22 protein-coding genes and 1 pseudogene are annotated in these 24896 nt (G+C 60.6%); 10 read left to right on the top strand and 13 right to left on the bottom strand.

Features of this window, described 5'->3' with window-relative positions:
* Positions 1-9: 9 nt before the first annotated feature.
* Together BMY54_RS24250 and sodC are read right to left on the bottom strand one after the other, a co-directional pair.
* Positions 10-324: a DUF2388 domain-containing protein gene (locus BMY54_RS24250; protein ID WP_093438930.1), complete on the bottom strand. Its 315-nt coding sequence runs from the start codon at positions 322-324 to the stop codon at positions 10-12.
* Positions 325-483: 159 nt separating this feature from the next.
* Positions 484-1005, bottom strand: coding sequence for a superoxide dismutase family protein (sodC, locus tag BMY54_RS24245; protein ID WP_093438926.1), 522 nt, complete (start codon positions 1003-1005; stop codon positions 484-486).
* Positions 1006-1230: 225 nt separating this feature from the next.
* On the opposite strand from sodC, the pseudogene BMY54_RS31410 reads away from it, so the two are divergent.
* Positions 1231-2004: pseudogene (locus BMY54_RS31410) on the top strand (MCP four helix bundle domain-containing protein); the annotation flags it as partial.
* On the top strand, positions 1999-2862 hold the full coding sequence (locus BMY54_RS31405) for a methyl-accepting chemotaxis protein (protein ID WP_371857955.1): 864 nt from the start codon (positions 1999-2001) through the stop codon (positions 2860-2862). The pseudogene BMY54_RS31410 and the gene BMY54_RS31405, both read left to right, overlap by 6 nt.
* A 175-nt stretch (positions 2863-3037) precedes the next feature.
* Here the strand turns inward: BMY54_RS31405 and BMY54_RS24235 are convergent, their stop codons facing one another.
* Positions 3038-3469 (bottom strand): nuclear transport factor 2 family protein, encoded by a 432-nt coding sequence (locus BMY54_RS24235; protein WP_093438922.1) that lies wholly within the window; start codon positions 3467-3469, stop codon positions 3038-3040.
* A gap of 523 nt (positions 3470-3992) precedes the next feature.
* Here BMY54_RS24235 and mqo point away from each other — a divergent pair.
* Complete coding sequence (gene mqo / locus BMY54_RS24230) at positions 3993-5639, top strand: malate dehydrogenase (quinone) (protein ID WP_093438917.1); 1647 nt, start codon at positions 3993-3995, stop codon at positions 5637-5639.
* 164 nt (positions 5640-5803) lie between these two features.
* Here mqo and BMY54_RS24225 read toward each other — a convergent pair whose 3' ends face one another.
* A complete protein-coding gene (locus BMY54_RS24225) occupies positions 5804-6235 on the bottom strand; it encodes a nuclear transport factor 2 family protein (protein ID WP_093438913.1) in 432 nt (143 codons plus the stop codon).
* A 563-nt stretch (positions 6236-6798) separates the two neighbouring features.
* On the opposite strand from BMY54_RS24225, the gene BMY54_RS24215 reads away from it, so the two are divergent.
* Both BMY54_RS24215 and BMY54_RS24210 read left to right on the top strand, forming a co-directional pair.
* Complete coding sequence (locus BMY54_RS24215; protein WP_093438905.1) at positions 6799-8010, top strand: helix-turn-helix domain-containing protein; 1212 nt, start codon at positions 6799-6801, stop codon at positions 8008-8010.
* 31 nt (positions 8011-8041) lie between these two features.
* Positions 8042-8674 carry a Vgb family protein gene (locus BMY54_RS24210; protein ID WP_093438900.1) on the top strand — a complete coding sequence of 211 codons (633 nt, stop codon included), beginning with the start codon at positions 8042-8044 and terminating at the stop codon, positions 8672-8674.
* A gap of 121 nt (positions 8675-8795) precedes the next feature.
* Here BMY54_RS24210 and BMY54_RS24205 read toward each other — a convergent pair whose 3' ends face one another.
* The 9 genes from BMY54_RS24205 to BMY54_RS24165 all read right to left on the bottom strand — a co-directional run bounded on the left by BMY54_RS24205 (position 8796) and on the right by BMY54_RS24165 (position 18844).
* On the bottom strand, positions 8796-8987 hold the full coding sequence (locus BMY54_RS24205) for a hypothetical protein (RefSeq protein ID WP_077572215.1): 192 nt from the start codon (positions 8985-8987) through the stop codon (positions 8796-8798).
* A 215-nt stretch (positions 8988-9202) separates the two neighbouring features.
* On the bottom strand, positions 9203-10591 hold the full coding sequence (locus BMY54_RS24200; RefSeq protein WP_093438895.1) for an amidohydrolase family protein: 1389 nt from the start codon (positions 10589-10591) through the stop codon (positions 9203-9205).
* A 13-nt stretch (positions 10592-10604) separates the two neighbouring features.
* Complete coding sequence (locus tag BMY54_RS24195) at positions 10605-11972, bottom strand: nucleobase:cation symporter-2 family protein (RefSeq protein ID WP_093438891.1); 1368 nt, start codon at positions 11970-11972, stop codon at positions 10605-10607.
* Positions 11973-12223: 251 nt separating this feature from the next.
* Positions 12224-13267, bottom strand: coding sequence for a CobW family GTP-binding protein (locus BMY54_RS24190; protein WP_093438887.1), 1044 nt, complete (start codon positions 13265-13267; stop codon positions 12224-12226).
* A 99-nt stretch (positions 13268-13366) separates the two neighbouring features.
* On the bottom strand, positions 13367-13984 hold the full coding sequence (locus tag BMY54_RS24185; protein WP_093438882.1) for a UbiX family flavin prenyltransferase: 618 nt from the start codon (positions 13982-13984) through the stop codon (positions 13367-13369).
* Positions 13981-15366, bottom strand: a complete 1386-nt coding sequence (locus BMY54_RS24180; protein WP_093438877.1) for a UbiD family decarboxylase — start codon at positions 15364-15366, stop codon at positions 13981-13983. Before BMY54_RS24180 ends, BMY54_RS24185 begins: the two co-directional genes overlap by 4 nt.
* A 243-nt stretch (positions 15367-15609) precedes the next feature.
* The gene (locus tag BMY54_RS24175; protein WP_003224037.1) at positions 15610-16515 is read right to left on the bottom strand and encodes an amidohydrolase family protein; all 906 of its coding nucleotides are present in this window, start codon (positions 16513-16515) and stop codon (positions 15610-15612) included.
* Positions 16516-16519: 4 nt separating this feature from the next.
* On the bottom strand, positions 16520-17449 hold the full coding sequence (locus BMY54_RS24170; RefSeq protein ID WP_077572225.1) for an amidohydrolase family protein: 930 nt from the start codon (positions 17447-17449) through the stop codon (positions 16520-16522).
* A gap of 489 nt (positions 17450-17938) precedes the next feature.
* The gene (locus BMY54_RS24165; RefSeq protein ID WP_093438872.1) at positions 17939-18844 is read right to left on the bottom strand and encodes a LysR substrate-binding domain-containing protein; all 906 of its coding nucleotides are present in this window, start codon (positions 18842-18844) and stop codon (positions 17939-17941) included.
* A gap of 118 nt (positions 18845-18962) precedes the next feature.
* Here BMY54_RS24165 and BMY54_RS24160 point away from each other — a divergent pair, with 118 nt between their 5' ends.
* The 5 genes from BMY54_RS24160 to BMY54_RS24140 all read left to right on the top strand — a co-directional run bounded on the left by BMY54_RS24160 (position 18963) and on the right by BMY54_RS24140 (position 24618).
* Positions 18963-19427 carry a (2Fe-2S)-binding protein gene (locus BMY54_RS24160; RefSeq protein WP_093438867.1) on the top strand — a complete coding sequence of 155 codons (465 nt, stop codon included), beginning with the start codon at positions 18963-18965 and terminating at the stop codon, positions 19425-19427.
* Positions 19427-21640, top strand: coding sequence for a xanthine dehydrogenase family protein molybdopterin-binding subunit (locus BMY54_RS24155; RefSeq protein ID WP_093438862.1), 2214 nt, complete (start codon positions 19427-19429; stop codon positions 21638-21640). Before BMY54_RS24160 ends, BMY54_RS24155 begins: the two co-directional genes overlap by 1 nt.
* A 6-nt stretch (positions 21641-21646) precedes the next feature.
* A complete protein-coding gene (locus tag BMY54_RS24150) occupies positions 21647-22540 on the top strand; it encodes a LysR substrate-binding domain-containing protein (RefSeq protein WP_093438857.1) in 894 nt (297 codons plus the stop codon).
* 187 nt (positions 22541-22727) lie between these two features.
* Positions 22728-24224 carry a helix-turn-helix transcriptional regulator gene (locus tag BMY54_RS24145; RefSeq protein ID WP_093438852.1) on the top strand — a complete coding sequence of 499 codons (1497 nt, stop codon included), beginning with the start codon at positions 22728-22730 and terminating at the stop codon, positions 24222-24224.
* A gap of 136 nt (positions 24225-24360) precedes the next feature.
* Positions 24361-24618: a DUF1652 domain-containing protein gene (locus BMY54_RS24140; RefSeq protein ID WP_093438847.1), complete on the top strand. Its 258-nt coding sequence runs from the start codon at positions 24361-24363 to the stop codon at positions 24616-24618.
* Positions 24619-24896: the final 278 nt, after the last annotated feature.

Below are 24896 nucleotides of genomic sequence, written 5' to 3'. Positions count from 1 at the left end.
CCGTGACGGCTACTGATTCAGGCCTTCGTAATGCACCAGAATCGCGTTGGCCAGATCTTCATCACTGGCATTGAGTCCAGGATTTTCCTGGCGAGCCTGTTGCAGCACCGATTCAAGATAAACCCCACGAATGGCCCCGCCACTGGCGACAAATGCAGACAAGTCGTCACGGGCCGGAATCACCATTTTGTGATCCTTGAAGGTCGAGTACAGCGACGCGGAGACACCTGCCGAAGTGGCGACATCACCCGCATCAACGCGGGCCAACGCCGAACCGACCGGCAGGCATAAGAGTAAAGAAGAAACGAGCACTAACTTGCGCATGACGGTGTTCCTCCACAAGCGCGAAGCAAAAAGGGAAGGATTACATAATGTGAGAGGGGCGTGCGCGGCGGGAGTTCCGTGGCGCAGCAAAGTCTGCGTTATTGCAAAACAGACGCGGGCAACGCCATGGCGGGTTGCCCGCTTTCACGCTGGAATGAGTCAGATCACCCCGCAGGCCATGCGATCACCGCCACCGCCCAGTGGTTTGGGCATGTCGGCGTGGTTGTCGCCGCCGGCGTGGATCATCAGGGCGTGACCTTTGATCTCGGATATCTTCTTCAGGCGCGGCGCCAGTACCGGATAGTTGGCGATGCCGTCCGCAGTCACATAAATCGCCGGAAGGTCACCCAAATGGCCGTCGGCGTAAGGGCCGAGGTGCTTGGCGGTTTTTTGCGGATCGAAATGCCCGCCCGCCGCCAGTGCGGCCCCTTTCACGCCATCCTTCATGCCGGCCTCGCAGCTGCCGTTTTCATGCACGTGGAAACCGTGCACGCCGGCCGGCAGAGATTTCAAGTCAGGCGTGAACAACAGGCCATACGCCGTTTCACTGATGGTGACCGAGCCGATCGCCTGCGGCGCGCTGTCAGCGCTGACCAGATTGATCGCAACTTTTTCCGTCGCCGCTTGTGCGGTGCCGATGGCGAAGGTGCCGAGCAGACCCAACCACAATGCGCGTTTCATAGGCGTTTCCTTTTCTGTACGAATGTTCAGAGCGACGGACTCAATAGCCTGCCGACATTAACCGGTGATGAAGGCCGTTTCCGCTGCGTTGCAACGTGAGACTTGCCGCGCAATCCGAAAGTTTTGCTGCGTTAAGCCTGCATGCCGACACCGGTTGACACGCTCTGGCGCGGCAGACCTGCGCAAATAGGCTTAACTGAAGGCTGACAAGCGCTTACGGGCGTGATGAGTGAGGAAGATCCGGTGTCGATCAAATTGCGTTTAGTGTTGCTGATTGTGACAAGTCTGCTGACAGCCTTGATCGTGAGTCTGGTCAGTTACGTCGGCAATCAGCGGATGGCCTCGGCGGTCAGCGATAACGCGGTCAGCATGAGCGCGCTGCGCAACCACATGGAAGCCGACATGATGCACGACGCCCTGCGCGCCGATGTCTACTCGGCAATGCTGGTCGGGCTGGGCAAAAGCACCAGCACGGCAAGCGAGGTGCGCGATTCGATCAACGAGCATGCCGGGCATTTTCGTGAGGTGCTCGAGGAAAACCTCAAGTTACCGATCAATCCGGCATTGCGCACGGCGCTGGAGCAGATCAAACCGAGCCTCGATACCTACATCAACGCGGGCGAACGGATTGTCGGGCTGGCGCTGGACAACCCTGATGCGGCTCAACAGGAACTGGGCACCTTCAACACGGCGTTTGGCCAGCTTGAAGAACAAATGGCCGCGTTGAGCGAGTTGATCGAGTCCAATACGCGGCAGACCAGCGCTGCAACCGAATCAGCCATCCACAGCGCCAACGTTGCGCTCGGTGTGGTGTTGATCGCCAGTCTTGTGCTGCTGTTGATTCAGGGACGCTGGGTGATTCTGAGCATCATGGGGCCGTTGAAGACTGCCAGTCGCATCGCCGAAAGCATCGCCCACGGCAACCTCAGCGAGCCGATTGCCGAGCCATCCGGCAAGGACGAAGCCAGTACTCTGATACGCACACTGGCAACCATGCAGCGCGACTTGCGCAACATGATCGATGTGGTGCGGCGCAATGCTCACGGTGTCAGTGGCATGAGCGAACAACTCAGTCAGGGTTGCCATCAGGTCGCCGACAGCAGCCAGCAACAAAGCGTCGCCGCCGGCACCATGGCCGCCGCCGCCAGCCAGATGACCGCGAGCATCGAGGAAATCACCCGCCACGCCGAACGTGCCCTGAGCATGGCCAATCAAGCCGAAACTTTGGCAAAAGAGGGCGGCGGAGTTATTCATCAAGTGGTCAGCGACATGGACGATATCGCGCGTTCCGCGCAACAGTCGGCACAGGTGATCCGCACACTGGATCAGGAATCCGAAGCCATTTTCAACATCATTCAGGTGATCAAGAGCATCGCCGACCAGACCAATCTGCTGGCGCTCAACGCCGCCATTGAAGCGGCCCGGGCCGGCGAGCAGGGTCGGGGTTTTGCCGTGGTCGCGGACGAAGTGCGCAGTCTCGCTGCGCGCACCAGCGCTTCCACCCAGGAAATCGCAGCGATGGTCGCGCGCATTCAGCACAGCACCCGGGAGGCGGTCAGCAGCATGGAGGCGGGTGTCGCGCAGGTGGACAAGGGCATGGCGGTGACGGCGGATGTCGAGCGGGCCATCCGCGAAATTCTCGATGCGACGTTGAGCACGACGCAACTGGTCAACGACATCACCCGCACGATTGGTGAGCAGAGCCAGGCCAGTAACGAGATTGCCCATCAGGTGGAAATGATTGCCGGGATGTCCGAAGGCAACAGCCGGGTGATCGGGCAAACGGCGAATACCACGGATGAATTGTCGAGTCTGGCGGGGCAGTTGGCGCAGTCGGTGGATCGGTTTCGGTTGTAGTGGTGAAATCCATCGTATTTGTGTTGGCCGGGCTAGCGCTTTCGCGAGCAAGCTCGCTCCCACAGGTTTCGTGGTGTAAATGCAATATTCGCTGCGCCACCGAACACAGTGGGAGCGAGCTTGCTCGCGAAGAGGTCAATTCAGCCAACACTAATGCTGGATAAATTCACCACAATCAGAACTTGAACGCCTGCCGCCCAACCAGCAACCACTTGCCATGCTGCTTCTGCCAGATCTGAAAGTTCTCGATCTCCGTCGGCACCACCTCGGTCCCCTTCAGCGCCTGTGCGGAAAAGTGGTGGCGGACCAGCGCGGTGTCGCCGGACAGGGTGATGGTCTGGTGCTGCATTTCCAGGGTCTTGAACGCGCTCTTGCCGGTTTCGATGTCGGCGATGAACTCTTTCTTGTCCTGGATCTTGCCGCTGGAATGGCCATAAGTCAGGTTGGGCGCGGTGAGCGCGTTCAGTTCGGCGATGTCCTTGTGCAGCATCGCCTGGGTCAGATGATCCACCGCTTGGGCAACGTCTTTTTCCGCCGGGGCAGAGGCGGCCATGGCGTAACCGTTGAAGGCACAGAGAAAGCCGATCAGGAGTCGGGTCTTGGTCATTGAGGTTGTTTCCTTGTTGTTATGGGGTTGACGACTGATTTGTCAGTCGTCGTACAACGTAGCAGATAATGCTTGAGCAAGGCACTGCCCAAAAGTGCTCAATGTCTGGGCAACTACACTTGAATGCAGGATGGTTTGCGTCGACGCACTCATCAGAGGGTCATGTTCAGCGACTGGCGGCCGATAAGTCCCTGAGCGGAAAAAGACTCTCAAGTCGGGAACAGACGCGCGGGTTTGCCCTGACGTGATATTCTTCGCGCCAACTTGGTTTGACCTTATTCGGTTTGCCTGCCTTCGGGCGGGCCGACGGAATCCCTGTCGCTCAAGTAGCTGAAGCCAATAATGATAAGAAGTCAGTTCAGAAGGGACATTAACTGAGGTCGATGCAGCATGTCGGCCTTGTGTGCCCACCCGTCAAAATTGAAGTGTGCCGGAATCTGCGACGCGAGCCTGAGCGTCATCAAAGCGGATCGCATACAGATAACAGCGGCGGGCGGAAGGCGTTTTATCATAGGTGCAACAGATGTTTAAGAAAGTGAACACAGCCCTGCTGGGTCTGGCTTTGGCGATGGGGATGACATCCGCCAATGCTGACGAAGCAAAGAAAGTCGACGTCCTGCTGATCGGCGGCGGCATCATGAGCACCACCCTCGGTGTGTGGATCAATGAGCTGGAGCCAAGCTGGTCGATGGAAATGGTCGAGCGCCTCGACGGCGTCGCCCTGGAAAGCTCCAACGGCTGGAACAACGCCGGTACCGGTCACTCGGCGCTCGCTGAGCTGAACTACACCCCGGAAGACGACAAAGGCAACGTGACGATCCCGAAAGCCGTCGAGATCAACGAAGCGTTCCAGGTCTCCCGTCAGTTCTGGGCCTGGCAGGTTCAGCAAGGCGTTCTGAAGAACCCTCGCTCGTTCATCAACACCACGCCGCACATGAGCTTCGTGTGGGGCGATGACAACATCAAGTTCCTGAAAAAGCGCTACGAAGCCCTGCAAGCGAGCCCGCTGTTCGCCGGCATGCAGTACTCCGAAGACCCGGCTGTGATCAAGAAGTGGGTCCCGCTGATGATGGAAGGGCGTGACCCGAACCAGAAAATCGCGGCCACCTGGAGCCCGCTGGGTACCGACATGAACTTCGGCGAAATCACCCGCCAGTTCGCTGCGTACCTGCAAACCAAGCCTAACTTCGATCTGAAACTGTCGAGCGAAGTCCAGGACATCACCAAGAATGCCGATGGCACTTGGCGCGTCAGCTACAAAAACCTGAAAGACGGCACTAAAACCGAAACCGATGCCAAGTTCGTGTTCATCGGCGCTGGCGGCGGTGCACTGCACCTGCTGCAGAAGTCGGGCATTCCTGAAGCCAAGGAATACGCTGGCTTCCCGGTTGGCGGTTCGTTCCTGGTGACCGATAACCCGGCCATCGCTGAACAGCACCTGGCCAAGGCCTACGGTAAAGCGTCGGTTGGCGCACCACCGATGTCCGTTCCGCACCTGGACACCCGTGTTCTGGACGGCAAGCGCGTCATCCTGTTTGGCCCATTCGCGACCTTCAGCACCAAGTTCCTGAAAGAAGGCTCGTACCTGGATCTGCTGACCAGCACCACCACCCACAACATCTGGCCTATGACCAAGGTCGGCATCAAGGAATACCCGCTGGTCGAGTACCTGGCTGGCCAACTGATGCTGTCGGATGAAGACCGTCTGAACGCGCTGAAGGAATACTTCCCGAACGCCAAAGCCGAAGACTGGCGCCTGTGGCAAGCCGGCCAACGCGTGCAAATCATCAAGCGTGATGAAGCCGCTGGCGGCGTGCTGAAACTGGGCACCGAAATCGTTGCTGCACAAGACGGTTCCATCGCCGGCCTGCTGGGCGCATCGCCAGGCGCGTCGACCGCTGCACCGATCATGCTGAGCGTGCTGCAGAAAGTCTTCAAAGACAAAGTCGCGACCCCAGAGTGGCAAACCAAGCTGCACCAGATCGTTCCAAGCTACGGCACTCAGCTGAACAACGATCCAGCCAAAGTGGCTGCAGAGTGGGCTTACACCGCCAAGATCCTCGAACTGCCGACACCTCCAGTGATCGGTCAGGCTGCTGCCCCGGCCGCACCTGCAGCTGAAAAGGCTGAAGCTCCGAAGGAAAACGCTGCACGTGACATGGCGCTGTAACTAAACGCCTGACACACAAAGCCCACTGAACCGGCGACGGTCAGTGGGCTTTTTTATGGCAAATAGTTTTGTAGGAACTGTCGAGTGAAACGAGGCTGCGATCTTTTGATCTTGATCTTGCTTTTGAAACATCAAGATCAACAGATCGCAGCCTGCGGCAGCTCCTACATGGCTTTGGCGGACGCCAGATAAGCGCCGATTCGCCGTCCCATCTCCTCACCCAACGCCTGCAATCCGCTCAACGGGCGAACCATCACCTCGAACTCGACAATCTTCCCGTGCTCATCGAAGCGAATCATGTCGATGCCTTTCAGCTCCTTCGAACCCACCTTGGCGCTGAACTCCAGAATCACATTCAAGCCATCGGCAGTCGCCAGCTCACGGTGATAGGTGAACTCTTCAAACACCTCGAACACGGTATTGAGGATCATCGACACCACTGGCGCGCCCGGATAAGGCGTGTGGGCCATCGGCGAGCGGAACACGGCTTGCGGGTCGAGCAGGCCGGGCAAGGCGCTGAGGTCGCCGGTGCGGATCATTTCGTGCCATTTGCCCAGCGATGCGGCGACGTTGGGTTGCAGGTTCAGGTCGGTCATGTTCACTCCAGGATTTTTCTTGTTGTTGTCGCGACGGCAATGACTCTAGATCAACCTCGCCGAAATTGAACCCTTGTGCCGCGATCTGAATATCGGCCCATGGCCCATGCGGATCAGATGCGCATCTGATCCGTATTTTTTCACTGGATCTGCCTCTGTTACCAGCTCAGTCATCCGCTCAAAATAGCCCCACGGTTCGGCACTCGCGGCAGTTCTTCATCCCGAAGCGCCCAGTGCACCGCAAGCTCAGCATTGAGGAGAGCAACATGAACAAGATGGCGTTTTTTCTGGGTGGCTTTCTGACACTGACCATTCTGATCGGCCTGCTCGCAACGATTTCTCCGGTCTGAGATTCGGGTGCAAGATGAGGTCCGGGGTGTTGCGCGCGAATCGTGTTTGTACGCCGCGCCATTCCCCCTCGAAATAAATGTCATCCATGGCCCAGGCGAATTCGCGCCCTCGCACTTTGCGTTTTTCATCCCCTCTCAAATGTGTCGCGACGTCGACCGTTAATCCAGGTATTAGACTCAGCTGACGATTCAGCCATTGGGGAATAATGAACCGTGGATTCGCTGATCAACGCTGCCGGCAGAGCGCTGTCCGCCGGTGACCCGCTAGGCGCGTTGAACTACGTCGCTCTGCGTGAGGACCCGCCGGCGCTGGCCCTGCGCGCAATTGCCATGGCTCAGCTCGGTGATCTGCCCCGCGCCAAGGCGTTGTTGCAACGGGCGATAAAGGCGTTCGGCAGCAATGAACCGCTGTCACGGGCGCGTTGTGTGGTCGCCGAGGCCGAGGTGGCGCTGGCAGCGCGGGATCTGGGCTGGCCGGTGAAGGCGCTGGAGGCGGCGCGGCGGGTCTTGCAGGAGCACGGTGACGGCGTGAACGCGGCGCACGCGCGCTATTTGCAGATTCGCCGGTTGCTGTTGATCGGCGAACTGGATGAGGCCGAAACGTTGCTGGGTGAAACTGACCCGGCGCCGTTGCCGCCGACGCTGCGTACTGCTCATGAGTTGATCGCCGCCGGAATCGCCGTGCGTCGGGTCCAGGCACACAAGGCCAGCGCGGCGCTGGCTCGAGCGCAGGCTGCGGCGCAACAGGCCTGGATCGCCGCACTGAGCGCCGAGGTCGATCACGCCTGTCACATGCTCGCTGCGCCGGCAGCGCGGTTGATCGTTGCCGGTCAGGCGCAACGAGTGAATCTGGCTCAGGTTGAAGCTTTGTTCAACTCGTCGACACTGATCGTCGATGCCTGCCGCTATAGCGTGCGCGGTGCCGGCATGACGGTGGCGCTGGCCACGCGGCCGGTGCTGTTCAGTCTCGCACGATTACTTGCGCAAGCCTGGCCGGACGATGTTGCGCGCGAAACGCTGTTCGCCACAGCCTTTGGTTTCCCCCTCACGGATGAATCGCACCGTGCTCGCCTGCGGGTCGAAATCGGCCGATTGCGTGCGGCACTGAAGCCGCTGGCGAATATCGCCGCAACACCAAGGGGCTTTGCGCTGGTGGCTGAGGACGTTGCGTTGCTGACGTTGCCGGTTGAAGACAAATACGCGGCGTTGCTGGCCTTGCTTGCCGACGGCGAGGCTTGGTCGAGTTCGGCGTTGGCACTGGCCTTGGGCAATAGTCAGCGCCAGGTGCAGCGGGCATTGGAGGCATTGGCGCAGGCGGACAAGGTGCAGGCCTTCGGCGTGGGCCGGGCGCGGCGCTGGATGACGCCGCCGCTGCCGGGTTTCGCGACGATCTTGTTACTCCCGGTGTCGCTGGGCAATGGCTAGGCTGGACCCACACATCCACGAGGAAGTTGCCATGAAACAAGCAAACGCAGAAATCCTTCGCGAGTACGGTCCTTTTGATGACATCAAAGGCATTCACGGCGTGACATTCGATGGCCAGCAGGTCTGGTTTGCCAGCGACGGCCAGCTCAATGCACTGGATCCGGCCAGTGGCGAAACCGTGCGCACGATCAAGGTTGGCGCCGACGGCGGTACCGCTTTTGACGGCCAGCACCTGTACCAGATTGCCGACCGCCGCATCCACAAGATCGATCCGGCCACGGGGCGCGTGCTCCACACCATCCCGGCCCCGGGGAATGGCGGCGACTCAGGCATGGCCTGGGCGGATGGCTCGTTATGGGTCGGGCAGTATCGCGAGCGCAAGATTCATCAGATTGATCCGCAGACTGGCGAGATCCTGCGTACGTTGGAGTCGAACCGGTTTGTCACCGGGGTGACCTGGGTGGAGGGTGCGTTGTGGCATGGCACCTGGGAGGATGATGAGAGTGAGCTGCGGCGGATCGATTCGCAGGATGGCAAGGTCCTTGAGGCTCTGAAAATGCCCGCGGGGCAAGGTGTTTCCGGACTGGAAGCCGACGGCGCTGATCGATTCTATTGCGGCGGTGGAGACACAGGGCGGGTGAGGGCGGTGCGTCGCCCCAAATGATGGAGACGTCTACACGGGCCTCTTCTCGAGCAGGCTCGCTCCCACAGTGATTGCGGGTGAACACATGATGTGTGAACACTTCATGCCCGGTGGGAGCGAGCCTGCTCGCGAAAGCGCAGTGTCAGGCACCGCTGTTTCGACGACGTTCAATACCCTCCGGGCCGCCGATGTCCAGCAACCTTCTTTCCAGCAAAACATTCTCAAGTGCCTGACGCTCGACCGGCGCCATTTGGTGTTCACGCTTTTTCAGCTCCAGCAGAATCGGGCTGGACCAGGTGCGATAGGTCTGTTCGATGTTGCGACGCGACGTCATCAGTCTCTCCTTGATCAAGAGCCCGGTGTTGCGGGCAGGGGCTCTGTCCGATGAGGTAATAACGTTAGTCGAGAAAGCAGGAAGTCGCGAATGCGACGGCTTTATGTGGGAGCGAGCCTGCTCGCGAAAGCGTTGGATCAGTCAATGTTGCAGTGGCTGACAATATGCCTTCGCGAGCAGGCTCACTCCCACATTGAAGTTGTGGTGGATTGGAATCAGTCGTCGACGTTCATCAGTTGCTGCACACCTTCCCATGCTTCGGCGCGCATGCGTTCGATGTCCAGGCCCGGAATCACGCCGTTCTCCACGACCACGCGGCCGCCGACCAGGCTGTATTTCACCGTGATCGGTTCACCCGCTACCACGGACGCGACGGCGCTGTCGTGGAAGCCATAGAAGCGTGGATGGTCGAGGCTGTAGATCACCAGATCCGCCGCCTGACCGACTTCAAGTGTGCCAACGGCGCCGAGGCCTAGCACTTGCGCGCCGCCCGCCGTGCCCCAGTGAATGACATCTTCCACCGTGGTCGCCGAGGCGCCTTGTTCTGCGCGGTGGATCAGCCATGCAGTGTTGGCTTCGCCAACCATGCTTCCGGACTCGTTCGAGGCTACGCCATCCACTCCCAGGGAAATCGGCACGCCGGCCTCATACATCTGCGGCACAGGCGCCACGCCGCTGCCCAGCCGAGCGTTACTCACCGGGCAGTGGGAGACGCCGGTGCCGGTCTGCGCGAGCATGCGGATTTCACCGGGTTGTAGATGCACGGCATGGGCGAACCAGACATCCGGGCCGAGCCATTCGTGCTCGGCGACGAATTCCACCGGCAGGCAATTGTATTTTTCGCGGCAGAAATTCACGTAGTTTTGCGTTTCCGATAAGTGTGTGTGCAGGCGTAAGCCAAGGCCGCGCGCGGTGTGCGCGAGTTCGCGCAACAGGGTTGGCGGCAGCGAGAACGTTGGCGTGGTCGGGGCGACCACCACGCGGCGCATCGCGTCCGGGGTGTCCTGGTGGTACCGCGATTTCAACCGTTCGATATCGCCGACCATTTGCTCAAGGCTTTCCGGTTGCAGCGCGGTTTTCGAGAAGCCCGGATGGGCGCTCGCCGACTCCAGCGCGCCGCCACGGCACAGGACAAAGCGCAGGCCAAACTCATCCGCCAGATCGAACAGCAGATCACCGGTCTCGGTGCTGCCGTGGGCGTGGTAGAGATAATGGTGATCGGCGCAGGTGGTGACGCCGGACAGCAGCAATTCGACCATGCCCAACCGCGCGGCGATCCGCGCCAGTTGCGGGGTAAAGCGGTTGAGGCGCGGGTAGGGCACGCTGGCCAGCCAGCCTTGCAGGTCTTGATTCAAACCTTCGGGCACGGCTTTGAGCAGGTTCTGGAACAGGTGATGGTGGGTGTTGATCCAGCCCGGGTAGACCACGCAGTTGCGCGCGTCGATCACCCGTTCGCCGGGTTGTGGCTCAAGGTTCGCAGCCATTTCGGCAATGCGGCCATTGACCACGCGGATGTCCACGGCACCGGCCCGCGCGCGGGGGCCGCGCAGGCCGGTCATCACCGCGACCGGGTGCTTGATCAGGATGTTCTGAAGTTGAGTCATGGGCAGCTCCAAACTAAAGGATGTGCGAGGCGGATTTGCTGGCGGTGGTTTCCGCCACACTGACGCCATTCAGCGCGGCGTTGAGCAGCACCGACACCAGACAGGCGATGACCACGCTGCTGTGCAGGAACGGCTGCGACCACTCGGGGAGTTGTTTGAACAGGGTTGGCGCGAGCACCGGTACCAGCGCGGCGGCGATGGTGAAACCGACGATCAGCACGTTGTAGCGATTGCGCTCGTAGTCGACTTTGGCGAGGGTCTGGATGCCTGCCGCTGCGACCACGCCGAACATGGCGATGCCAGCTCCTCCGAGGGCGGCGGTCGGCATCGAAGCGATGATCGCGCCGGCCTTCGGCACCAGGGCAATCGAGCACATCAGCAGGCCGCTGACTGCGACCACCCAACGGCTGCGCACGCCGGTGAGGATCACCAGGCCGACGTTTTCCATGAAGGCGATAAACGGAAACGCGGCGAACATCCCGGCGATGGTGCTGGCCAGGCCGTTGGCGCGCAGGCCATTGATGACCTGTTTGTCTTCCACCGGCTTTTCGACGATGTCGCCGATGGCCACGAACAGCCCCATCGACTCGACCATCTGCACGATCATCACCACCACCATGGTCGCGATCGGGATCAGACTGAAAGTCGGCAGACCGAAATAGAACGGGTAGGGTACGGTCAGCCACGGCGCTTCTTCGACGCTGTGGAAACTGCCCATGCCGAGGCCATACGCGAGGCCTGCACCGATCAGCATCCCGATCAGCACCGCCATGTTGCGCAGTAGCGGGCTGCCGTAGCGGTTGACCAGCAGAATCGTCAGCAACACCACCACCGCCACACCGAGAAACGCCGGGGCGCCGAAGTTGCTCGCGTTGCGCCCGCCGCCGACCCATTCATAGGCAATCGGGAACAGCTGCAAGCCGATCACGGTGACGATGCAACCGGTCACCACCGGCGGAAAAAATCGCCGCAATCGACCCACGAACGGCGCCATCAGCATGGTGAATAACCCGGCTCCGATCACCGCCCCGCAGACTCCGGCAAAGCCCACCTCCGGGTTGCTGCCGATGGCGATCACCGGGCCGACGCTACTGAACGCCACGCCTTGCAGAATTGGCAGGCGCACGCCGAATTTCCAGAAACCAACGGTTTGCAACAGGGTGGCGATGCCCGAGCAGAACAGCGTGGTGCTGATCAGCACCACCGTGTCGGCATGAGACATTTTCAAGGCACTGGCGACAATCAACGGCACGGCGATGGCGCCGATGTACGACACGGCCATGTGTTGCAGGCCGAGGGTGAGCATCTGTCGCACCGGTAAAATGCGGTCGACGGGGTGCACGGTGGCGGCGGATTGCGTTGGAGATGGGGCTGACGACATGGGGAAACACCTCTGGCTGTTTTTATGCGGTAGAGAGGGGTATTCGTCTGATGCTGATCAGCTCAAGGACACAGTGGAACCCTGTGGGAGCGAGCTTGCTCGCGAAGGCGATATGTCAGTCAACTGAGAGGTTGAATGTGACGGCCTCTTCGCGAGCAAGCTCGCTCCCACAGGGACTTGTGCAGCCCCAAGTGGCGAACATCAGTCATTCGTGCTGCGAAGCCGCCATCCACCGGCTTCGATGCCTTGTTTCAGCCTGCCAGGCAGGCGGCGAAGCCCTGGTTCAGCGCCGCGCGGTCGAGGTCGCGGCCGATGAATACGATCTTGCTCGAGCGGGGCTCCGTGCCCCACGCGGTCGAGGCGCGGAATTCCACCAGACTGTGCACGCCTTGCAGCACGTAGCGCTGGTCCTCGTTGGCCACCGCCAGCACGCCTTTCATGCGGTACAGATTGTCGGCCTGGGAGGAACGTAGTTCGCTGATCCAGCGGTGGAAAGCCATCAGGTTGACCGCGCCGTCCACGGCGATGCCCACCGATGACACGCTTGGATCGTGTTCGTGATCGGGCGCTTCGTGATGATGATCGTGGTGGTCGTGGTGCTCAGGTTCAGCACCGATTTCCATGAGCTTCTGCGTGCATTCGAATGCGCCGATGCCGAGGATTTTCGTCAGATCGATTTGCGCGTGAGTCGAGGTCACCAGATCCGCTGTGGCGTTCAAGCCACGGATCTTGCCGCGCAGGGTTTCCACTTCCTCAGTGCTGACCAGATCGACCTTGTTGATGACGATCCGGTCGGCGCAGACAATCTGGTCCACCGCCTGATTGTCGACGCCATCGAGTTGCAGATCCTCCAGATGCTGAGCGATGTGTTTGGCGTCGACCATGGTTACGATCGCGTCGAGTTCTACTTCTTCGGCGATCGGGTCATTGATGAAGAAGCTCTGCGCCACTGGATACGGATCGGCCAGGCCACTGGTTTCGATGAGGATGTGATCGAGTCGCACCGGCCGCGCCACCAGTTCGCGGACGATGCGCACCAGGTCCTCGCGAACCTCGGCAGTGCAGCACACGCAGCCGTTGACCATCTCGTAGATTTCTTCGGTCTCGGAACTGAGGACGAGGTCGCCGTCGATACCGACTTCGCCGAACTCGTTTTCGATCACGGCGATTTTGCGGCCGTGGTTTTCCTTGAGGATGTAATTGAGCAGGGTGGTTTTACCGGCACCGAGGAAACCAGTGAGGATGGTTACAGGGATTTTGGTGTTGCGGGTTGGGGCGTTGAAGGGGGTGTTCATGGTGAGGCTCCTTTGATTGACCGGTGCACACTGAATTCGGGTGATGCTGCTTTTCTGTAGGAGTGAGCCTGCTCGCGATGGCGGTGTATCAGCCGACATTTATGTGATTGATACAACGTCATCGCGAGCAGGCTCACTCCTACAGGGGGTTGTGTGTTCTCGCCAGCGGGTGGCGACGCCCGCATCGAGACCAAACAGATCGAGCACGCGACCGAGGCTGTGGTCGACCATTTGCGCAAGGCTTTCCGGGCGGGCATAGAAGGCGGGCACCGGCGGGGCGATGATCCCGCCCATCTCGGTGACGGCGGTCATGTTGCGCAGATGGGCGAGGGTCAGCGGCGTTTCGCGGGCCATCAACACCAGCGTGCGGCGTTCCTTGAGCGTGACGTCGGCGGCGCGGCCGATCAGCCCCGAGGACGTGCCGTTGGCAATCTCCGCCAACGTCCTCATCGAGCACGGCGCAACCACCATCCCGAGGCAGCGAAACGATCCGCTGGCGATCCCGGCGGCGACGTCATCGGCGCGGTGGTAATGACTGGCCAGCGCGGTCACGTCGGCCAATTTGTAGTCGGTTTCGTGGGCCATGGTCAGCAGCGCGGCGCGGCTGATGATCAGATGGCTTTCGATGTTCAGCTCGGCGAGCAATTGCAGGAGTCGCACGCCATAGATAAACCCGGACGCGCCGCTGATACCGACCACCATCCGCTGGCGGTTCATGATTCAAGTCCTTTGAGCAAAACCCGCGCGCGCTCGAGAACTTCCTGATCGAGCTGCGCCTTGATTCCGTCAAACCCGGAGCCGCGAGTTGCATCGAGGCCCATCCGCGAGGTGGTGCCATTCACCGAGGACGATGGATCGAGCGGACTGCCCGGCAAGCCATCAATGGTAAAAATATCCAGATGCGGCTGGAAATGCGTGGCCAGCGCCCACAGCACCTGGCTGTCATCGCTGATGTCGATGTCGCTGTCCACCGCGATCACGGTTTTCAGGTACGGATCCCAGCCGAGCAAGGCGAGCATGATCTGCCGCGCCTCGCCGTCGCGACTCTGATCCAGCGCCACGTAGCAGTGAAAGTGCGTGCCGGAATTGGGGTAATGCACGGCGGTGACGGCGGGGAAACGCGCTTTCAGTTTCTCGCTCATTTCCGCTTCGCGCGGCAGGCGGGCGAGGGTCAGGTGCTCGGCGTAGCGGCCGCCCATGACGTCGACCAGCCAGGCGTCTTTGCGCTTTAACAGCGTATCCACGCGCAGCACGTTGTTGGTCGAACGATCCGAGGAGTAACCGCTGAATTCACCGAACGGGCCTTCCTCGGCGTAGGCCGCCGGGTCGATCGCACCCTCCAGCACGAACTCGGCATACGCCGGCACACCGATGCCGTAGCGTGGGGTTTTCACCAGCTCCAGCGGCGCGCCGAACAGCCCGCCAGCGACGGCACGTTCATCGGCGCCATAAGGCAAGCGCGCAGCAGCGGCGAGCATGAACAACGGATGCGCACCGACGACCATCGCCACGCGCAACTCTTCGCCACGCTCGCGAGCGGTCTGCAACATCCGCCACAAGTGCCCACGGGAATGCAGGCTGGTCGCAAGTGCTTGCCGGGCGTGGCGCATCGAGCGGTGATAGCTCATGTTGGCGATGCCGGTCAGCGGGTCCTCGGCAATGATGATGGCGTTAGTGATGTATGGGCCGCGATCGCTGGCGAAATGTTTGAGCATCGGCAGCAGCGCCAGGTCCAGCGCTTCGCCTTCGAAGACCTCATCGAGGATCGGACCGCTCTCCACATAGCGTGGTGCGATGGGCTGGTTGGCGCGGGTCTGGAAGGTTTCGTGCAGTTGCGCCGCAGTGACGCCGAACAGCCGGGCAATGCGGGTTCGGGAGGCAAACAGATTGGTCGCCACCGGAACACCGAGGTTGCCGACGTGTTCGCAGATCAGCAGTGGATCGCGACCTTGGGTGGCGAGGGCATCGACCAGGGCGGTGACGTCCTGATCGGCGGAAATCGCTGGGGTGACAGTCAGCACATCGTCCGGGTACTCACGGCGATAGGCGTCGATGAACACGTGAAAGTCCTGAGAATCGCCGAGCGTCGAACGGGTCATGGTGTCACCTCGTAAAAAGCAGGCACGCAGGGGTGAGAGGGCGATCGCGCGGCCAGCCGTTGGCCTGCCGGTCGAGCGAACGCCGGGTCATCTTCGTGCCTGTAAAGTCGCTGTGCTTTTAAATTCTGGCAACGAACCCTGTGGGAGCGAGCTTGCTCGCGAAGGCATTGATTCAGTCACCATCGTTGTTGAATGACACACCGCATTCGCGAGCAAGCTCGCTCCCACAGGTTTTGTGTATGGCTACAGATAGGTGGTGGTCAGGCGTATGTCGGCCTCGACCAGATCCTTGGGCGGTGGCGTCGGTTCGATCCCGCACAACCGGGCGATGTTGTTGCCCAGGTAGTCTTCGAGATGATCCTCATCGATACCCAGACCTTGCGGCGCCGGTGAGCACAACACCTCAAGTTCGCGCAGCCACATGCCCGGTTCGTTCGGCGGTGAATCGGTGCCGAACACGATCTTGTTGCGCGGCAGCTCCTTGGCGAATTCGACGATCCGCGACTGGAAGCACCAGCCCGATTCGCAGTAAACGTTCGGCGTGTCCATGGCCATCCAGAACGCTTCGAATGAGTAGTTGCCACCAGTCTGGATACCGAAGTGGCCGATGATGAAATTGACCATCGGGAACTCGCGGATGATCGGGTAGAACATCGTTGGAATCGTGTACGGGCCGTCGCCGGTGTGGATCAGCACGACGATGTTGTACTTGGCGCAGACCTTCATCGCCGGGCGCAACCAGTCGAGTGCGCGATCCGGGCGATAGCCGTGCATGTTGGCGTGCAGTTTGAGCATCTTGAAGCCGTATTCCTTGATGTGGAATTCCAGCTCCGCCGCACCGTTTTCCGGCCCCCAGCGCGGGTTGAAGTTGAAGTTGCCGATGAAGCGGTCCGGGTACTTCACACAGAGTTCGGCGACGTAGGACATGTAGTCGCGCACGCCCTCGCGGCCCCGGCGGTTGCCGTCGCGATAACCGGTGTTGCCCGGTGGCGGCTGGATGAAACCCATGTCGATGCGGCGCGGTTTGCCGTTGATCATGTACGGGCCGTCCATCAACTTGAGCATGCGCTCACCGGTGAACGGTTCGCCGGTGTGGCGCCAGGCCTCGTCGACCAGATTGGTGGGGTGCAGATGGGTGTCGATGATCATCGGTTCAGCTCCTGGCCAGTTGAGTAGTGACGGGACGCTTGAGTTGCGCCTCTGCTTCGGAAACGGAACGCGGTGGCGGGGTCGGTTCGAGGCCGATCATCCGCGCGGTGTTGTTGCCCAGGTATTCTTCGAGGGTGTCCTCGTCGAGGTTCAGGCCTTGCGGCGGCTCGTGGCAGAGCACTTCGAGCAGGCGCAGCCACATGCCCGGTTCGTTCGGTGGCGTGTCGGTGCCGAAGAGGATCTTGTGCGTCGGCAAGACCTTGGCGAATTCGACGATCCGCGATTGCAGGCACCAGCCGGATTCGCAGTAGACGTTGGGCAATTCCATCGCCCATTGCATCGGTTCGAACACATAGACGCCGCCGGTCTGCACGCCGAAGTGGGCCATGATGAAATTGACGTTGGGAAACTCCTTGATCATCGGCACCCATTCCGACGGGATGCTGTAAGGCCCATCGCCGGTGTGCAGCTTGACCGGAATACCCAGCTCGGCGCATTTCTCGAAGCATGGGCGCACCCAGTCAAGTGCACGGTCAGGCCGGTAGGCATGCATGTTGGCCTGCATCTGCACCATGCCGAAACCGTGTTCCTTGACGTAGCGCTCGATCGCCTCGACGCCGTTTTCCACACCGCAGCGCGGGTTGTAGACGAAGCAGCCGATGAAGCGGTCCGGGTAGGTCTGGACCATTTTCAGGGTATAGGCCATGTAGGCGTCGATGGATTCGCGGCCGCTGAGGTCGCCGTCGGTCCAGGTGTAAATCGTGTTGCCCTGCGGCGGCTGGATGAAGGCTTTGTCGATACGGCGCGGCTTGCCGTTGACCATGTACGGGCCATCCATCATCTCCAGCAGACGCTCGCCGGTGAACGGGTCACCGTCATGCCTCCAGGCGAGGTCCACGAGATCCGTGGGATAGCAGCTGATATCGATGATCATTGCAGTCGATCTCCTGATAGCGGGGAAGGGAGCCTTGCGGCTCTCGGCATCCACGTCCCGGGCAATCGGCCGTTGCTATGCGCAAGACATGCGCATTCCCTCGCCTGTTCGCATCCGGCCCGGGTGGGTGGTTGCTGAGGGCGAGTATTGGAAGACGGGGTTGGGTTCGTACAATATTAATTGGGCGCGGTGGTGATATGCGTTCGATATGGACAGGTCAAAAGCGACCCTCACCCCAGCCCTCCCGAAACGTCGGACCGCCCGGAGGGAGAGGGGGCCGACCGAGGTGTCTTGTGCCTGACATCGACCTGAAAGATCGAGTCGATTATGGATTCGGTGAGGCAGATTCAGGTCGACGATTTTCTGCAGCATCCCTCTTTCAGATCGAGTCGATTATGGATTCAATGCTGATCTCTCAAGTCGGTGTAATTCGCCAATATCCCCCGATCGGTCCCCTCTACCTCTGGGCGGTCCGACGTTTCGGGAGGGTTAGGGTGAGGGCTGGATTTCAAGCGTACGCAAAGCCAACTGCCTGATCGCTTCAACCACCGGCGCCACACGCTCAGCCTGCCCATGCGGCCACACCGCATACAGGTTGTAATGCGCCGCAATCTGCGCCTCGTTCAACGCCACCAATCGCCCACAGCGCAATGCATCAGCCGCCAGTAATCCACGCACCAACCCTGCGCCAACGCCGGCCTCAGCCGCCGCAATCAAATTCGCCGCATTATCAAAAATCACCCGCGCCGACGGTTCGTTTGGTGTCATCCCGGCCGCATCCAGCCATGGAATCCACGACCGCCGCGTATACCCCAATAGCGGCAACTGCAGGATCTGCGCCGGGCTAAGCGGCACTTGCAAACCATAGCGTTCCAGCAACTCTGGCGAAGCCACCGCCAATACCCGATCGCCACAAATCTGCGTCATCTCGCAGTCGTCCCAATCGCCATAGCCATAACGCAACGCCAGATCGACCCGCTCAAACGTACTGCGATCACTGCGCGGCATCGACAGCAGCGTCACCTCGTAATCCGGCAGTTCATCGAGCAGCTGCGGCAGGCGCGGATTGAGCCAGCTCTGCGCCAGTTCACTGTCGACGTCGAGGGTCAGGCGTTGCGCCATGCTGCGGTTTTTCACCGAGGACAAGGCGCGATCAATCTGCGCCAGACCGTCCGACAGCACACTGGCAAACAACTGCCCGGCGTCGGTCAGATTGCTGCCGCCACCTTCACGCACGAACAGCGGCTGGCCGATGAAATCTTCCAGCGCGCGGATCTGCTGACTGATGGCGCTGTGGGTCAGATCGAGCTTGCGCGCAGCACTGGAGAAACTGCCGCTGCGCGCCGCGTGGATAAACGCGCTCATGGACTGCACCGACGGGTATCGCTTGTACATGTTGTTAGTCCTGCTTACAGCGGTTGGCAGAAATCGTCGCTGGCCGCGTTTTGCCCGGGGTTCCAATAATCGGTCACCAGGCCCGCACAAAGACGGGCCGCTCTTTTGGAGCCTGACAATGATTGCATTCACGGTTAACGGCGAACGACGCGAGCTGGATGAAGCATCCTCCTCCAAGCCCTTGTTATGGGTACTGCGTGATCAACTGAAACTCACCGGCACCAAGTTCGGTTGCGGCATGGGCCTGTGCGGTGCCTGCACCGTGCACCTGGACGGCGTCGCGGTACGTTCCTGCCAATTGCCGGCGGCGGCCGTCGCGGGCCACCGCATCACCACCATCGAAGGCTTGTCACCGACGCAAAACCACCCGTTGCAACTGGCCTGGATCGCCGAAGATGTGCCGCAATGCGGTTACTGTCAATCCGGGCAGATCATGTCCGCCGCCGCGTTGCTCAACACCGGTGCGGCGGTGACCGACGATTCGATCCGCAACGCGATGTCCGGGAATATCTGCCGCTGCGGCACTTACGGGCGCATCAACAAAGCGATCAAACGCGCGGCGAATGCGCCGAAGGAGGCGTGATGAGCCTTATCGACGACAGCCGCATAGAATTGCCGCGGCGAGTGTTTCTCAAGCAAGCGGCGACGGTTGCTTCGGGCCTGGCGATTGCCCTTTATCTGCCGGGTGGCGTGGCGGCGACTGACCCAAAAGCGCCGGCCTCGGCGAGTGAATTCGAACCCAATGCCTGGGTGCGCATCTTTCCCGACGGCACGGTGAAACTGGTGGTGCACAAGCACGACTCCGGCACCGGCACGCAAACAGCGCTGGCCGCGTGCGTGGCGGAAGAACTGGACGTCAACCCGATGACCGTGCAGGTCATCACCCCGGAAGATCCGTTTTTCGAGACTTACATTCATCCGGTCTGGAAGGTCTTTTCCACTGGCGGCAGCACCAGTGTTTCCCTGGAATACGAGCGCCTGCGCATGGCCGGAGCCATGGCGCGGGCACTACTGATCACGGCAGCCGCCAAGCAGTGGAAAGTCAGCCCTGACAGTTGCACCACCGAAGAAGGTCGGGTCGTTTACATTGCGAACAAACGCAGCCTCGGTTACGGCGAACTGGTCGGCGTCGCGGCGAATCTGCCAGCCCCGACAAACGTCAAGCTGAAGGATCCGGCGCAGTTCAAATACATCGGCAAACTGCGCCACAAACGTGATGCGGCGGCCAAGGTCTGCGGGCAATTCAAGTACAGCATCGACGTGCAACTGCCGGACATGCTGGTCGCTGTGATTCAGCGCGCGCCGGTGGTTGGATCGACAGTGCTCAGCGTCGACTCAGCGGCCGCGTTGCAGGTGCCAGGCGTGCGCAAAGTGCTGGCGATTGCGGGGCGCCCTGATGTGCTCGGCGGCAATCAGGAAGGCGTCGCTGTGTTGGCGGATACGTTCTGGGCCGCGCAGCAGGGGCGCAATCTGCTGGCGATCAAATGGAGCGATTCGCCCTTGGCCGGGTTCGACAGCGAGCAACTGTCCAGCGCGCAGGTCAAGGCCATCGGCGATCCGCAAGCACAAACCGTCAAAGCCATGGCCCAGGGTGATGTCGCCGGGCAATGGTCAGGCGCGGCGAAGCTGATCGAAGCCGATTACACCATGCCCTACAAGGTGCAGAACCCGCTGGAACCGATCTGCATCACCGCCCACGTCAAGGACAAAGCGATCACTTACTGGGGCGGTGTGCAGGTGCCGTCCTCGGCACTGGAAGCGGCGCAAACCGTGTGCGGCATCGACAAGGCCAACGTGACCATTCATGAATTGGTCTCCGGCGGCAGCTTCGGCGCGCGGGAGGCTAAATACTGGTTGTTCGAAGTCGCGTATCTGGCGCAGAAAACCGGCGTGCCGGTGAAACTGCTCAACAGTCGCGAGGACGAAATGCACGCGCTGTTCAATCACCCCGCGACCTTGCATCGAGTCAAAGGCGCGCTCGACGCCCAGGGCAAACTCACCGCGCTGCAACTGCACGCGGTGTCGCCGGCCTCGCCGGAGCAGTGGGAGCCGGGTTACTTCGAACGGCCGGACCATATGGATTACAGCACCACCGAGGCGATCACCGCGTGGGACTTCGCCTATCGACCGCCGCACCTGGAACTGAACTGGGTCAAGCATGAAAGCCACGTGCCCAGCGGCTGGTATCGCTCGGTGAGCTTCATCCCCAACGTGTTCGCCGTGGAAAGCTTCATGGATGAGCTGGCCCACGCCGCTGGCGAAGATCCATTGGCGTTCCGGCTGGCCAATATGCAGGAGCGGCCACGACATGTGGCCGTGCTCAAGCAGGCTGCCGAGCGCGCCGGTTGGGGCAAACCGTTGCCGCCGGGCACGGCGCTGGGGATCGCGACCAATCAGGGTTACACCAGTTTTATTGCGGTGGTTGCGCGAGTGGCAACGGTTGATGGCAAGGCCCAGGTCGAGAAACTCACCTGTGTGGTCGATTGCGGTCTGGCGGTTTCGCCGGGCGGTGTCGAGGAACAGATCTACGGCGGTCTGATGTGGGGACTTGGCCATGCGTTGTTCGATCGGCTCGACATCAAACAGGGCCGGGTGGTGCAGAGCAATTTCCACGATTACCGGGTGATGCGCATGTCCGACATGCCGGCCACCGACATCGTCGTGTTGAATGGCGAGCCGAGTAAGCCCGGTGGCGTCGGCGAGTTGGGCAGCCCTTCGGTAGTGCCGGCCATCGCCAATGCCTTGTTCGCGCTGACCGGCGTACGCCAGCGTTCGACGCCGCTGAGTCTGGGGTAAGCCGTCATGGATCTGCGTCTGCTGCGGTACTTCATGGCGTTGGCCGATGAGCTGCACTTCGGTCGCGCCGCCGAGCGCCTGCATATCTGCCAGCCGCCGCTGAGCCAGCAGATTCGTTTGCTGGAGGAAGAACTCGGCACGCCGTTGTTCGAGCGCAGCCATCATCGGGTCGAACTCACGGCGGCGGGGCAGATGCTTAAGGAGCAGGCGCCGCTGGTGTTCGAACAGCTTGAGCGGGCGTTGGACCTGACGCGGCAGACCGGGCGCGGACAACTCGGTGAGCTGGAAATCGGCATGATCAGTTCGGTGATGGTCGGCGTGCTGCCCAAGGCCTTGCACCTGTTTCGCCAGCGTTATCCGCAGGTCAACTGGCGTTTGCATGAAATGACCCCGGCGGCGCAGGTCAAGGCGTTGAAGGAGAAACGCATCGACGCTTGTGTGTTTCGCGTCGGCTATGACGATCCGCAGTTGCGCAATGAACTGCTGATCTACGAGCCGATCAACGTGGTGATGCCGGCGGATCATCCGCTGGCTGGCCGCGCGGTGCTGGCGCCGGCGGATCTGGCACAGGAGCCGTTTGTGGCGCTGGAATTGAAGCAGTCGCGGTTCGCCCATTTTCTGTTTCAATGCTGCATTCAGGCCGGGTTCACGCCGCAGATTCGTCAACAAGTGATCGAGGTGCAGACCTTGCTGAGTCTGGTGCGTGCCGGGTTTGGCGTGGCGCTGTTGCCGGCGTCCATTGAGCAACTGGCCCCGGCGGGGTTGGTGTTCCGGCGCCTGACCCCGGCGTTGCCGGAGGTGCCGCTGTATGCCACTTATCGGGCGGACGATGCTTCGCCGGTGCTCAAGCTGTTTCTCGATACGCTGCGCGAGTTGGTCGAAACCTCAAGCCAACATTGAATCCTGTGGGAGCGAGCTTGCTCGCGAAGGCACAGTGACAGTCGAAAAATGTTTGAATGAAGTACCGCATTCGCGAGCAAGCTCGCTCCCACAGGGGATTTGCGTTGTTGCAAGAATTTAACGCTGGCACGATCGCAAGCTCGTGCGGTCGTACTCTTCACATGGCCGTATCACTTGTGGAGATCCAATGAGCCAGGAAGTCCTGACCACCGAAACCAACCGCCGCCAGTTGCAGCAGATCATCGCCGGGCTGTCCGACGGGGTGATCCTGTTGGAGCTGGATCAGAGCATTCTCTGGGCCAACGAAGCTGCGCTGGCCATGCACGGTGTCAAACGGATCACCGATCTGGGCCACAATGCCGACGAATACGCCAAGAAATTCAACCTGCGCTATCGCAATAATCACTCGATCACCGCCGAAAACTACCCGATCAGCCGGGTAGCGCGCTGTGAGAGTTTCAATGACGTGCTGATCGAAGTGTCGCCGAGCGACGACCCGGAACGCATCTGGGTGCACAGCGTACGCAGCATGATTCTCACTGACCGCGAAGGGCAGCCCGAGTCGCTGGTGCTGATCATGAGCGATGTCACCGATTGGGCCAATGCCGAGCAGCGCTTCGAAAGGACGTTTAACGCCAACCCGGCACCGGCAGTGATCTGCCGGCTCAGTGATCTGCGTTACATCAAGGTCAATCCGGGGTTTCTGGAAATGACTGGGTACACCCGCGAGCAGGTGATTGGCACGTCCTCTTATGAAATCGACATTTTCGAGCAGGCCGAACACCGGGACCTGGCTATTCAGCGCCTGCGCGACGTCGCGACCATCCCGCAGATGCAAGCCGAGCTGCGCCTGCCCGATGGCAGTAGCAAGCAGGTGATCGTGGCCGGTCAGCCACTGACGCTCAACGATGAGGATTGCATGCTGTTCTCCTTTGTCGACATGGAGCTGCGGCACAAGGCCGAGGTGGCGTTGCGGCAGAGTGAGGAGCGTTTTGCCAAAGCGTTTCGCCTGACGCCGGTGCCGATCCTGATTTGCAGTGCCGACGAACAGCAGGTGATCGACGTCAATCAGGCGTTCCTCGAAACCCTGGCTTATGACAGCGACGACGTGCTCGGCAAAACCGTGCCGCAGCTGGACTTTATCGATGACAGCGGCGCGCGCACGCGGTTGCTGGCGGCGCTGGCGAAAAACGGGCGAGTCGATCGGGTGGATGTGCGGGTGCGCAAGAAGGATGCGGATCTGCTCGAGTGCGCGCTGTCCGCCGACACTGTGAATATTCAGGACACACCGTGCTATTTGCTGGTGCTGATGGACATTACCGAGCGCAAGCGTACCGAGCTTGAGTTGGTGGCGGCGATTGAGGAGGTGATGAAAGACGCTTCCTGGTTTAGCCGTACGTTGATCGAGAAACTGGCCAATGTGAAAAAGGTCAACTCGCCGCAACTGCCTAGCGTTTCGTTCACCGATCTGACGGCGCGTGAGCGCGATGTGCTGGGGTTGATCTGTGAAGGGCTGGCGGACAAGGAGATCGCGGCGCGGCTGAAACTGGCACCGAACACGGTGCGTAATCATGTCGCCACGGTGTATTCCAAGCTCGATGTGCACAGTCGCAGTGAGGCGATTGTCTGGGCGCGCGAGCGTGGATTGTTTTCCGGGGAGTGGGGCGCCAAGGGCCAGCGCTGAGGTGCAAATGCACTAGTTCATCAGGTGCATATTGAGGTGTTGGCGGTCGACGGCTGTTCTTAGTCTGGCGGGGTGCGATACGAGTTTTTTCTGGCTCGGGATCGCGGCCCTTCGCAGTCGTTATAGGAACAGTCTGATGATGAATCTTGCGCAGTTGCGCACGCAGCTTGAACGCAGTTTTTCGCCGCTGGCGTGTGAGTGTCTGGTGGATGGGGATCATTCGCTGACCGTGAAGCTTTATCACCCGGTGTCGGGGCAGGTGGATCTGGTGATCAGTGGGTTGAAGCTTGATGCGCTGCGGACGCCGGAGTCGGTTGAGGCTTTGATTGAAGAATTGCGGTATGAGTTGGAGAGCAACACTTTGCGTTCTTTTCGGGATCCTGATTTGGCTTAGGGCTTTTAGGCTTGGCGGCCTTTGGGCCGACCATGCTCTTGGGGGTTGGGTGGATATCCGTTTCTTTGGGTGCTGCGGCTGGCGGTTTCGCTCTTACAGCGACTCACTTTTCCAGACGCCGAAAAGTAAGCAAAAGGCTGGGCCCCGGCGTTCGGCCCGCTCGCTGGGGCTCGGGGTTCCTTCGCTCCGGGATCGATCCGGGCGCAGCGCCTACGGTTTGCTTCGCTGCACCTCCTCTCGCTGTGTTTGGCTTCGCCAAACGGTCGCTGCGCTCCCAC

The organism is Pseudomonas sp. ok266 (assembly GCF_900110195.1).
Lineage (GTDB): Bacteria > Pseudomonadota > Gammaproteobacteria > Pseudomonadales > Pseudomonadaceae > Aquipseudomonas > Aquipseudomonas neuropathica.
Note: the sequence above shows the minus strand (reverse complement) of the source record. Positions and strands in the feature narration are given on the sequence as shown.

Coding starts and splice junctions, on each gene's coding strand:
- BMY54_RS24235 (WP_093438922.1), bottom strand. CDS start 3,469: ATGACCAAGACCCGACTCCTGATCGGCTTTCTCTGTGCCTTCAACGGT.
- BMY54_RS24250 (WP_093438930.1), bottom strand. CDS start 324: ATGCGCAAGTTAGTGCTCGTTTCTTCTTTACTCTTATGCCTGCCGGTC.
- BMY54_RS24145 (WP_093438852.1), top strand. CDS start 22,728: ATGAGCCAGGAAGTCCTGACCACCGAAACCAACCGCCGCCAGTTGCAG.
- BMY54_RS24185 (WP_093438882.1), bottom strand. CDS start 13,984: ATGAACCGCCAGCGGATGGTGGTCGGTATCAGCGGCGCGTCCGGGTTT.
- sodC (WP_093438926.1), bottom strand. CDS start 1,005: ATGAAACGCGCATTGTGGTTGGGTCTGCTCGGCACCTTCGCCATCGGC.
- BMY54_RS24140 (WP_093438847.1), top strand. CDS start 24,361: ATGATGAATCTTGCGCAGTTGCGCACGCAGCTTGAACGCAGTTTTTCG.
- BMY54_RS24195 (WP_093438891.1), bottom strand. CDS start 11,972: ATGTCGTCAGCCCCATCTCCAACGCAATCCGCCGCCACCGTGCACCCC.
- BMY54_RS24190 (WP_093438887.1), bottom strand. CDS start 13,267: ATGAACACCCCCTTCAACGCCCCAACCCGCAACACCAAAATCCCTGTA.
- BMY54_RS24210 (WP_093438900.1), top strand. CDS start 8,042: ATGAAACAAGCAAACGCAGAAATCCTTCGCGAGTACGGTCCTTTTGAT.
- BMY54_RS24175 (WP_003224037.1), bottom strand. CDS start 16,515: ATGATCATCGACACCCATCTGCACCCCACCAATCTGGTCGACGAGGCC.
- BMY54_RS24160 (WP_093438867.1), top strand. CDS start 18,963: ATGATTGCATTCACGGTTAACGGCGAACGACGCGAGCTGGATGAAGCA.
- BMY54_RS24180 (WP_093438877.1), bottom strand. CDS start 15,366: ATGACCCGTTCGACGCTCGGCGATTCTCAGGACTTTCACGTGTTCATC.
- BMY54_RS24200 (WP_093438895.1), bottom strand. CDS start 10,591: ATGACTCAACTTCAGAACATCCTGATCAAGCACCCGGTCGCGGTGATG.
- BMY54_RS31405 (WP_371857955.1), top strand. CDS start 1,999: ATGCAGCGCGACTTGCGCAACATGATCGATGTGGTGCGGCGCAATGCT.
- BMY54_RS24170 (WP_077572225.1), bottom strand. CDS start 17,449: ATGATCATCGATATCAGCTGCTATCCCACGGATCTCGTGGACCTCGCC.
- mqo (WP_093438917.1), top strand. CDS start 3,993: ATGTTTAAGAAAGTGAACACAGCCCTGCTGGGTCTGGCTTTGGCGATG.
- BMY54_RS24205 (WP_077572215.1), bottom strand. CDS start 8,987: ATGACGTCGCGTCGCAACATCGAACAGACCTATCGCACCTGGTCCAGC.
- BMY54_RS24225 (WP_093438913.1), bottom strand. CDS start 6,235: ATGACCGACCTGAACCTGCAACCCAACGTCGCCGCATCGCTGGGCAAA.
- BMY54_RS24165 (WP_093438872.1), bottom strand. CDS start 18,844: ATGTACAAGCGATACCCGTCGGTGCAGTCCATGAGCGCGTTTATCCAC.
- BMY54_RS24155 (WP_093438862.1), top strand. CDS start 19,427: ATGAGCCTTATCGACGACAGCCGCATAGAATTGCCGCGGCGAGTGTTT.
- BMY54_RS24150 (WP_093438857.1), top strand. CDS start 21,647: ATGGATCTGCGTCTGCTGCGGTACTTCATGGCGTTGGCCGATGAGCTG.